Genomic DNA, 10,651 nt, shown 5'->3' on the forward strand with positions numbered 1-10,651 from the left:
CGTGCCCGAGAAACCGCGGCAGGCGCGGACTCCCAGGAGTTCCGATGGATCCGGACGGCGCGCCGCTCTCAGCTCAACGCGACGGCGCCGCGACGCTCTCCCGGCGGACCAGGGTCGGCGCGACGGTGTGGCGCAGCGGACCGCCGACGCCGGAGTCGATCTGGGCCAGCAGGAGGTTGAGGCTGGCCCGTGCCACCGCGTCGAAGTCCGGTCGGATGGTGGTCAGCGGCGGAAGGAAGAACGCGGCCTCCGGCACGTCGTCGAAGCCGACCAGGCTGATCTCCTCCGGCACCCGCCGGCCGTACTCGTGCAGTGCGCGCAGGACGCCGAGCGCGAGATGGTCGTTGGCGGTGAACACCGCGGTGACCTCCGGCATCCGGGCCAGCACCTGCCCGCACCGGTAGCCGGAGGCGGCCGACCAGTCGGCCGGCATCAGCGGCGGCAGGTCCGCCCCGGCGGCCAGCAACGCCTCCCGCCACCCCTCGATCCGGCCCGCACTGTCGAACCAGTCGGACGGGCCGGAGACGTGCCAGACGGTACGGTGACCGGCGTCGAGCAGATGCCGGGTGGCTTCCCTGGCCCCGCTCACCTGGTCGACCGTCACCAGCGGCATCGGCTGACACGGGTCCCCGTCGACGGTCACCAACGGAACGTCGTTGGGCAGGCGTTCCAGCGCCTCGGTGGCCGACTCCACCGGTGCGATCACGATGATGCCCGCGACCCGGTGCGCCAGGTGCCGCTCGACAACCTCGGAGATCGAACGATGGTCCAGGTTTCGCACGCTGCCGACGCTGACGGCGAAACCCTCCTCGGCGGCCGTCTGTTCCAGGGCGGCGAGCAGGGAGGCCGGACCGTAGAGGGTGGTGTTCTGGGCGACGACACCGATCACCTGGGACCGGCCGGTGACCAGCGTCCGGGCCGCGCGGTTGGGCCGGTAGCCGAGTTCGGCGATGGCCGCCTGGACCCGCAGCCGGGTCTGCTCGCGGACGTTGGGATGCCCGTTGAGCACCCGGGAAACCGTCTGATGGGAGACTCCGGCGAGGCGCGCCACGTCGGTCATCGCAGGACCGCGCACGGTCATGTCACTCCCCCCGCCTGGCAGTCGGTCGCCGCGGCCCGTCAACGACGACTGGAGCGGCCTGGGTTACCCGATGACCTCTCGCGGTGCCCACTCCGGTGTTCCGGGTCGGTAACGCCAGATCTCCAACAGTGTACGCCAGGTACGATGACCCGCCGAGAGTAGGTTTAGATCTGCCAAAGTTCGATTTCCGCGACACAACGGATTGACGGCCACCGCTGGGTTTCGGGACGGGGTCAACCCATGAGGCGGTCATCCCGATCAGTTTGGTAATGATTCTTCACCTCCAGACCCGCCCCCGACCGGCCGGCCGGCCCGGACGAGCATCTCAAGAAATTGACGTTGGCCTTTGGGTCCTTTCGAATCGATTCGCTGGCGATCAGAACCGCCCCGGGATCCGGCGGACCGGCCGGGGGGCACCGGACGGATCCGGCCGGAGGGGGCACCGGACCGGGCGCGAGCGGCGGTATGCCGCCGGCGCCGGCTCGATCCGGTGCCGCCCGTTCCGACGAACACCGACCGGCGGGGTCAGAAGCCCCGGGCGAGCCGGTAGTACGCCTGGTTCCACCGGATCTCGTCGGCGAACCGGCGGGTCCGGGTGTCGGCGTCGATGACGACCAGCTCGGTCCGGGCCATGTCGGCGAGATCGCGCAGTTCCTCCACACCGACCGCCTGGGACAGCACCGTGTGGTGCGGCGCGCCCGCGATGATCCACGACTCCGCCGACGTCGGCAGATCGGGGCGGGGCCGCCAGACGGCCCGAGCCACCGGGAGGCTCCGCAACGGCTGCGGCGGCGGCACCACGTCGATCTCGTTGGCCACGAGCCGGAACCGCTCCCCCATGTCCGCCAGGCCGAGCACCACCGCCGCGCCGGGCTGGGCGTCGAAGACCAGCCGGACCGGGTCCTCCCGCCCGCCGATGCTGAGCGGATGGATCTCCACGTTCGGCACGTCGGCGGCGATCGTGGGACACACCTCCAGCATGTGCGCACCGAGGACCAGTTCCCGACCGGGGGTGAGGTCGTAGGTGTAGTCCTCCATGAACGACGTGCCACCCGGGACACCGACGGCCATCGCCTTGAGGGTCCGGACCAGGACGGAGGTCTTCCAGTCACCCTCGCCACCGAACCCGTACCCGTCGGCCATCAGCCGCTGCACGGCGATACCCGGCAGCTGGCGGAGGCCGCCGAGGTCCTCGAAGTTGGTGGTGAACGCCTTGAACCCGCCCTCGTCCAGGAAGGACCGCAGGCCGATCTCCTGCCGTGCCGCGTAGCGCAGCGAGTCGTGCCGCTCCCCGCCGGAACGCAGTTGCGGGGCGAGCCGGTAGCTGTCGTCGTACTCCTTGACCAGGTCGTCGACCTGCGCGTCGGACACCTCGTTGACGGCCTTGACCAGATCGTTGACGCCGTAGGTGTTGACCGAGACGCCGAAGCGCAGCTCCGCCTCGACCTTGTCCCCCTCGGTCACCGCCACGTCGCGCATGTTGTCGCCGAACCGGGCCAACCGCAGCGACCGCATGGCCGACCAGCCGAGGGCGGCCCGGGTCCAGGCACCGACCCGGGCCACGACCCGGGGGTCGCTGACGTGCCCCGCGACGGTCTTGCGGGCCACCCCGAGGCGGGTCTGGATGAACCCGAACTCCCGGTCGCCGTGGGCGGCCTGGTTCAGGTTCATGAAGTCCATGTCGATCTCGTCCCAGGGCAGCAGGACGTTCGCCTGGGTGTGCAGGTGCAGCAGCGGAGTCTGCAGCGCGTCCAGCCCACCGATCCACATCTTCGCGGGTGAGAAGGTGTGCATCCAGGCGATCACCCCGACCGCGCCCTGCGCGGCGGCCTCCCGGCAGACCCGCAGGATGTCGGCGCTGGTGGTCAGGACCGGTTTCCAGACGACCCGGGCGGGGATGTCCGGCGACTCGTCGAGCACCGTCGCGATCTGCCGGGACTGGTCGGCCACCTGGCGAAGGGTGTCCTCGCCGTACATGGCCTGGCTTCCGGTGAGAAACCAGACCTCGGGGTCAGGGTGCGTTGCCATGGAGTTGCCTTCCGCGAGTTGATCGGTCACTTGTAGCGGATGCCGATGAGGCGCTGGAGCAGGATGAAGGCGAAGAGCAGCCCTCCAATCACGATCTTGGTCCACCAGGAGTTCAGGCTGCCGTCGAAGGTGATGAGGGTCTGGATCACACCCAGGACCAGCACGCCGAGCACAGTGCCGAAGATGTATCCCGAGCCGCCGGTCAGCACCGTGCCGCCGATCACGACGGCCGCGATCACGTCGAGTTCCATTCCGATGGCGATGAGCGGTGCGCCCGAGAGGGTGTAGAAGGACAGCAGGATCCCGCCGATGGCCGAGCACAGCCCGCTGATGGTGTAGACGGCGATCCGGGTCCGCGCCACCGGTAGACCCATCAGCAGCGCCGACTGCCCGCTGCCGCCGATCGCGTACACGTTGCGGCCGAGCCGGGTGTAGGCCAGCACGTACGCGGCGACGAGCACCACGGCGAACGCGATGAGCACGCTGATCGACACGAAGTTGCCGCGCGGGTCCCCGATCCGCTTCTGCGACATGGTCGTCCAGAATCCGTCGGTGATCGGGATGGACGCCCCGCTGATGAACGTGCACATGCCCCGGGCGAAGAACATCCCGGCGAGGGTGACGATGAACGGTTGGATCTCGAAGAACTGGATCACGCAGCCCATCAGCAGTCCGATGGTCGGTCCGATGAGCAGCGCGATGACCAGCACCAGACCCGCGGGTGTCCCGTGGTGCAGCAACGACGCCGACACCATCGCCGTCATCGCGACGACCGAGCCGACCGACAGGTCGATCCCGCCGGTCAGGATCACGAACGTCATCCCGACGGCGACGACGAGCAGGAACCCGTTGTCGATGAAGACGTTGAAGATCACCTGGACGTTGGAGAAGGCTCGGTACTGGGAGACGCCGATGCCGTACAGCACGAGCAGCAACGCCAGGGTGGTCAGCACCGGCACGTGCCGGCGGGGCAGCCGGACCCAGCTGCGGGCGGCGGTGAGTGCTGCGGCGGTCATGCCGGTACCTGTTCCTTTCGTTCGTCCGCCACCGGGGTGGGGGGTGCGGGGCGGGGCCGTCGGCGGGCGAACTTGGCCCGGAAGGCGGGCGCCTGGATGAGGCAGACGGCGATCACGACGAGCGCCTTGAACAACAGGGCCGTCTGCGGCGAGATGTTCATCGCGTACACCGTGGTGGTCAGGGTCTGGATGATCAGCGCCCCGAGGATGGTGCCGCCGAGGGAGAACCGGCCACCGGCCAGCGAGGTGCCGCCGATGACCACCGCGAGAATCGCGTCCAGCTCCACCCACAGACCGGCGGAGTTGCCGTCGGCGCTGGCGACGTTCGCGGTCATCATGAAGCCGGCGATCGCGGCGCAGGCCGCGCTGATCACGTAGACCAGGAAGGTGATGCGACCGGACCGGATGCCGGCCAGCCGGCTCGCCTGGGCGTTGCCGCCGACGGACTCGATGATCATGCCAAGGGCCGTCCGCCGGGTCACCGCCGCGACCAGCAGGGCGGCCCCGAGCGCGATGAAGATCGCGAGCGGCAGGGTCAGCAGGTGGCCCACCCCGATCGCCTTGTACGGGGCGGAGTTGATCGTGATGATCTGGCCCTCGGTGATCAGCTGGGCGATGCCCCGGCCGGCCACCATGAGGATCAGCGTGGCGATGATCGGCTGGATCCCGATGACCGCGACCAGGATCCCGTTCCAGGCACCCAGTACCAGGGACAGGCCGAAGGCCAGCACCAGCGCGGTCAGCACGCCGGCCACGCCGTTCTGGTCCGGCTGCTTGCTGATGTAGAGGCAGGCGACCGCGCCGCTGATGGCGCAGACCGAACCCACCGACAGGTCGATGCCGCCGGTGGAGATCACCAGTGTCATCCCGAAGGCGACGAGGATCAGCGGGGCGCTGAGTCGGAGGATGTCGATCAGGCTGCCGTAAAGCTGCCCGTGGTTGAGCTGGATCGACAGGAACCCGGGACGGTAGATCGTGTTGGCGACGATCAGCGCCAGGAGCACGACGACCGGCCAGAACAGCCGGTGCGAGGTCAGTGCGGTGAAGCGACCGGTTCGGTCCGTCATGACAGCTCCCCGCCACCCTCGGACCCGCCGCGTCCGCCAGCCAACGGCTGCGCCGCGCCGCGTCCCATGATTCGCTCGCTGCGCTCGCTCATACCTGCGCCCTCTCGTCGTTCCCCGCCCCACCGGCGATCGTCTGCATGATCCGGTCGGCATCGACGGTGTCGTCATTGGTCAGCTGGGTGACCATCTCGCGGTCCCGCATGACCGCGATCCGGTGGCTCAACCGGAGCACCTCGTCCAGCTCGGCCGAGATGAACAGCACCGCCATCCCGCCGTCGGAGAGCTGGACGACCAGCTTCTGGATCTCGGTCTTGGCTCCGATGTCGATGCCGCGGGTGGGCTCGTCGAGGATCAGCAGTCGCGGCTCGGTGATGAGCCAGCGCGCCAGCAGCACCTTCTGCTGGTTGCCACCCGACAGGTTGCCCACCGGCATGTCCGGGTTCGCCGGACGGATGCTCAACGCCTTGATGAACCGCTCGGCCAGCTCGTCCTGGCGGCGCCGGCTGATCGGCCGCAGCCAACCGCGGGCCGCCTGCATCGCGAGGATGATGTTCTCCCGTACGGTCAGCTCGGGGACGATGCCCTCCGAACGACGGTTCTCGGAGCAGAACCCGATCCCCCGGTCGATGGCGGCGACCGGGTTGCGCAGCGGGACGGGACTGCCGCCGATGGACACCTTCCCGTGGTCCGCGCGGTCCGCGCCGAACAGCAACCTGGCCACCTCGGTACGGCCCGAGCCGAGCAGGCCGGCGAGGCCGACGACCTCGCCGGAATGGATGGTCAGGTCGAACGGGGCCACCGAGCCCTTGCGGCCGAGCCCCTGCGCCGCGACGAACGGGGTGCTGCCGGCCAGGGCGGCGGTGTCGCGCGCGTGCTGCTCGTCGAGCTGCTCCAGCACGTCCAGCTCCTTGCCGATCATCTTCTCGACCAGGCTGAGCTGTGGCAGTTCGCTGGTCGGGTACTCGCCCACCAGCCGCCCGTTGCGCAGCACCGTGATCCGGTCGGCGATGGCGTAGACCTGATCCAGGAAGTGCGTGACGAACAGGATCGCGATGCCCTCGTCGCGCAGCTGCCGCATGATGCGGAACAGTTGTGCCACCTCGCCGGCGTCGAGGCTCGAGGTGGGCTCGTCCAGGACCAGCACACTGGCCTGGATGTCGATGGCGCGAGCGATCGCGACCATCTGCTGGATGGCCAACGAACACCTGCCCAACGGCGCGTTGACGTCGATGTCGAGGTCCAGCCGGGCCAGCAGGGCACGGGCCCGCCGCCGCATCTCGCCCCAGCGCACCGCGCCGAACCGACGCGGTTCCCGGCCGATGAAGATGTTCTCCGCGACCGAGAGGTTCGCGCAGAGGTTGACCTCCTGGTAGACGGTGCTCACCCCGGCCGCCGACGCCTCCATCGGACCGCTGAACGAGACCTGTTCGCCACGCAGCGTGATGGTGCCGCTGTCGATGCCGTACACGCCGGTCAGCACCTTGATCAGGGTGGACTTGCCGGCGCCGTTCTCGCCCATCAGGGCGTGTACCTCGCCGGGCAGCAGTCGCAGATCGACGTCCTGGAGTGCCCGCACCCCGGGGAACGACTTGCTGATTCCCGTCATCGTCAGGACTGGATGGCTTTGCGTCATCCCACCAGACCTTTCCTCAGTTTCGTCCGTCGGGCGGCACGCGACCGTCCCGATCAACCGGTGCCCGGCCTCGGCGGGTGACCGCGGCGGCTTGGCCGTCCGGGCCGGGCGTCGGCGTGGGGTGGGGCGGGGAGTTACGGATGGGGGCCGCCGCGTTCCGCGGCGACCCCCAGCACCTGTCAGTACTTGCGGTTCGGCAGTTCCGTCTTCGCCTTGTCCTGGGTGAAGGTGGTCTCGATCGTCTCGATCCGCGCCGGAACCTCCTCGCCGGCGTGCACCTTCTTGACCAGCTCCATCAGCTGTGGCCCGAGCAGCGGGTTGCACTCGGCGATGTAGTTGAACTTGCCGTCCGCGAGGGCCTGCATGCCGTCGTGGACCGCGTCGATCGTGATGATCTTGATGTCCTTGCCGGGAACCTTACCGGCGGCCGTGATCGCCTCAAGCGCACCCAGACCCATGTCGTCGTTCTGCGCGAACAGCACGTCGATCTTCGGGTTGGCCTTGAGGAACTGCTCCATGACCTGCTTGCCGTCCGCGCGCTTGAAGTCACCCGACTGGGAGGCGATGATCTTCAGCTTGGGGTTGGCGGCGATGGCCTCCGCGAAACCCTTGGTGCGGTCGTTGGCCGGAGCGGAACCGGTGGTGCCCTCCAGCTGGACGATGTTCACCTGGCCGGTGGCGTCCTTGGTGTTCTCCACCAGCCAGTCGCCCGCCGCCTTGCCCTCCTTGACGAAGTCCGAGCCGAGGAAGGTCTTGTAGAGGGTCTTGTCCTGCGAGTCGACCGCGCGGTCGGTCAGGACCACCGGGATACCGGCGTCCTTGGCCTCCTTGAGCACGGTGTCCCAACCCGACTCCACCACCGGCGAGAAGGCGATCACGTCGACCTTCTGCTGGATGAAGTTGCGGATCGCCTTGATCTGGTTCTCCTGCTTCTGCTGCGCGTCGTCGAACTTGAGGTCGATGCCGGCGGCGGCCGCGGCCTCCTTGATCGAGGTCGTGTTCGCGGTGCGCCAGCCACTCTCGGCACCAACCTGGGAGAAGCCCAGGGTGATCTTGCCGTCGTCCTTTGCTCCACCGCCACCGGTGTCGCTGTTGCCGCACGCGGCCATGCCGCCAGCGAGCAGGGCGGCGGCGGCAAGCGTCGCGACGGTGCGTCGCGACGCCGAAAACTCTCGGAGATTTCTCACGGGTACTCCTCGGGGGTGTTGGACTTTTCCGATCCGCACGCCGGGTGCCCGGATTCGCGACGCACGGCGATGGTGGTGCGATTCGTGTCGGGGTGGTGCGCCACGGACCGTCACGCGGCCCGGGGACTGTGGGCGGCCCGTCAGGAACTCGCCGTGGAGGCGGGGCGCTGGCCGTAGACGTTCTGGTAGCGGTCGTAGAGGGCGTCGATGTCGGCGGGTGCGATCGGCACCGGCTGGCCGAGCGTGCGGGCCAGGTACGCGGTCCGGGCCACGTCCTCGCACATCACCGCCGCCTTCACCGCCGCGCGGGCGTTCCGGCCGATGGTGAAGACGCCGTGGTTGCGCATGAGCACGGCGGGCGAGCGGTGCCCGGTCAGGGTCGAGACGATGCCCTTGCCGATGTCGTCGCCACCGATCAGCGCGAAGGGTCCGATCGGGATCTCCCCGCCGAACTCGTCGGCCTGCGCGGTCAGGTGACACGGGATCGCCTCACCGCAGGCCGCCCAGGCGGTGGCGTAGGAGCTGTGCGTGTGGACGACCCCGCCGACCTCCGGCATGGCCCGGTACACGTAGGCGTGTGCGGCGGTGTCGCTGGAGGGCGAATGCTCCCCCGCCACGACCACGCCGTCCAGGTCGCAGACGACCATGGTGTCCGCCGAGAGGTCGTCGTAGTCGACCCCGCTCGGTTTGATGACCATGAGATCCCGCCCGGGTACCCGGGCGGAGACGTTGCCCGAGGTCCAGGCGACCAGACCGTACCGGGTCAGTGCGGAGTGCAGTCCTGCGACGGACTCCCGCAACCGCCAGATCTCGTCATCCGACCGGACGTTCATCCGACAACCTCCAGAGGGGCGTTGTCCTGCGCCGCGGCCTGATCGGCGGCGGCGTTGCGAATGGCACGCAGCCGGAGCATGACGTCGTTGCCGCCCCGACCGAAGTGGTCGTGCAGGGTCCGGTACTCCGCGTAGAGGGCGTCGTACGCGCGGGCCCGCTCGGGATCCGGGTGGTACACGTCCCGCTCCACCCGGCCCATCGCCTGCGACGCCTGGTAGATGTCCGGATAGGCCCCGGCGGCCACCGCGGCGTGGATCGCCGAGCCCAGCGCCGGGCCCTGCGCCGAGCCGATGATGCTCAACGGCCGGTTCGTCACGTCGGCGTAGATCTGCATCAGCAGCCGGTTGGCGGTGAGACCGCCCGCGATGACCAGTTCGGTGATCGGCACTCCCGACTCGACGAACGCCTCGATGATCATGCGCGTCCCGTACGCCGTCGACTCCAGCAGCGCCCGGTACACGTCCTGCGGGCGGGTCGCCAGGGTCATCCCCACGATCAGGCCGCTGAGGTCGTGGTTGACCAGCAACGAACGGTTGCCGTTCCACCAGTCCAGGGCGATCAGCCCGTGCGCCCCGACCGGTTGGGCCGCGGCCAGCTCCGACAGCCGCTGGTGCGACGCGAGGTCCGCCGGGGCCGAGTGCTCGACGAACCAACCGAAGATGTCACCGACGCCGCTCTGGCCGGCCTCGTAACCCCAGGCGCCGGCACTGAGGCCGCCCTCGACCACCCCACACATGCCGGGCACCTCGACCAGGTCGGGGCCGTTGACCACGTGGCAGGTCGAGGTACCCATGATCGCGACGAGGTGGCCGGGTACCAGCGCCTGGGCGGACGCGGCGGTGACGTGGGCGTCGACGTTGCCGACCGCCACCGCGATCCCCTCCGGCAGCCCGGTCCAGGCCGCGGCCTCGGCGGTCAGCGAGCCGACCCGATCCCCCAGCGCCATCAGCGGGCCGTCCAGCTTCGCGACGAAGTCGGTGAAGTCCGGGTTCAACGCCGCCAGGAACTCCGGCGACGGGTACCGGCCGTCCTGCCGGATGCCCTTGTAGCCGGCCGTGCAGATGTTGCGGCTCTCCACCCCGCACAGCTGCCAGACGATCCAGTCGGCGGCCTCGATGAACCGCTCGGCCCGCCGGTAGACCTCCGGGTCCTCCTCGAGCAGTTGCAGTCCCTTGGCGAACTGCCACTCGGCCGAGATCTTGCCGCCGTACCGGCCGATCCAGGGCTCGCCCCGGTCGTGGGCCAGCGCGTTGATCCGGTCGGCGTGCGACTGGGCGGCGTGGTGTTTCCACAGCTTCACCCAGGCGTGCGGTCTGGAGCGCAGGTCCGGCACCTCGCACAGCGGGGTGCCGTCGGCGAGCGTCGGCAGCACCGTGCACGCGGTGAAGTCGGTGGCGATGCCGATGACCCGCGACGGATCCACCCCGGCGTCGGCCACCGCCGCCGGAACGGCGTAGCGCAGCACGTCGCGATAGTCCTCGGGATCCTGCAACGCCCAGTCCGAGGGCAGCGGCCCACCTCCCGAAGGAAGAGTGGACTCGATGACCCCGTGGGCGTACTCGTACACCGCGGTGCCCAACTCGGCACCGTCACCGACCCGCACCACCAGAGCCCGCCCCGACAGGGTGCCGTAGTCGACACCGATGACGTACCGCTCGTCCGGCCCGTCCAGATCGCTCATCTTCACCTCCGCGCCATTGACCACCCAACAGTGTTAGCGCTCACATAGAAGAGGTCAAGATATCCACCGGCAACAGGTACGTAACGGAGGTCGGACCCGGATGGGACGGCCGTCCGGGCGAGGA

The 10,651-nt window shown here is 69.2% G+C and carries 8 protein-coding genes; all 8 read right to left on the reverse strand.

Translation table 11 applies throughout. From position 1 onward, the window contains the following. Positions 1–73: 73 nt before the first annotated feature. Complete coding sequence (locus tag ACXN5W_RS29745) at positions 74–1,060, reverse strand: LacI family DNA-binding transcriptional regulator (protein ID WP_473161704.1); 987 nt, start codon at positions 1,058–1,060, stop codon at positions 74–76. A 546-nt stretch (positions 1,061–1,606) separates the two neighbouring features. Then, the gene (gene araA / locus ACXN5W_RS29750) at positions 1,607–3,109 is read right to left on the reverse strand and encodes an L-arabinose isomerase (protein ID WP_473161705.1); all 1,503 of its coding nucleotides are present in this window, start codon (positions 3,107–3,109) and stop codon (positions 1,607–1,609) included. 26 nt (positions 3,110–3,135) lie between these two features. Continuing rightward, positions 3,136–4,125 (reverse strand): galactofuranose ABC transporter, permease protein YjfF, encoded by a 990-nt coding sequence (gene yjfF / locus ACXN5W_RS29755; RefSeq protein ID WP_473161706.1) that lies wholly within the window; start codon positions 4,123–4,125, stop codon positions 3,136–3,138. Continuing rightward, positions 4,122–5,192: an ABC transporter permease gene (locus tag ACXN5W_RS29760; protein WP_473161707.1), complete on the reverse strand. Its 1,071-nt coding sequence runs from the start codon at positions 5,190–5,192 to the stop codon at positions 4,122–4,124. The genes yjfF and ACXN5W_RS29760 overlap by 4 nt, the downstream gene beginning before the upstream one ends. 88 nt (positions 5,193–5,280) lie before the next feature. Then, the gene (locus ACXN5W_RS29765; RefSeq protein WP_473161708.1) at positions 5,281–6,825 is read right to left on the reverse strand and encodes a sugar ABC transporter ATP-binding protein; all 1,545 of its coding nucleotides are present in this window, start codon (positions 6,823–6,825) and stop codon (positions 5,281–5,283) included. Between the two features lie 179 nt (positions 6,826–7,004). After that, entirely contained in the window at positions 7,005–7,934 is a 930-nt protein-coding gene (locus tag ACXN5W_RS29770; protein ID WP_473161711.1) for an ABC transporter substrate-binding protein, read from the reverse strand. Positions 7,935–8,152: 218 nt separating this feature from the next. After that, positions 8,153–8,845, reverse strand: coding sequence for an L-ribulose-5-phosphate 4-epimerase (locus ACXN5W_RS29775; protein ID WP_473161709.1), 693 nt, complete (start codon positions 8,843–8,845; stop codon positions 8,153–8,155). Next, positions 8,842–10,527, reverse strand: coding sequence for a ribulokinase (araB, locus tag ACXN5W_RS29780; RefSeq protein WP_473161710.1), 1,686 nt, complete (start codon positions 10,525–10,527; stop codon positions 8,842–8,844). Before araB ends, ACXN5W_RS29775 begins: the two co-directional genes overlap by 4 nt. Between the last annotated feature and the right edge of the window lie 124 nt (positions 10,528–10,651).

Source organism: Plantactinospora sp. A48, from assembly GCF_055793945.1.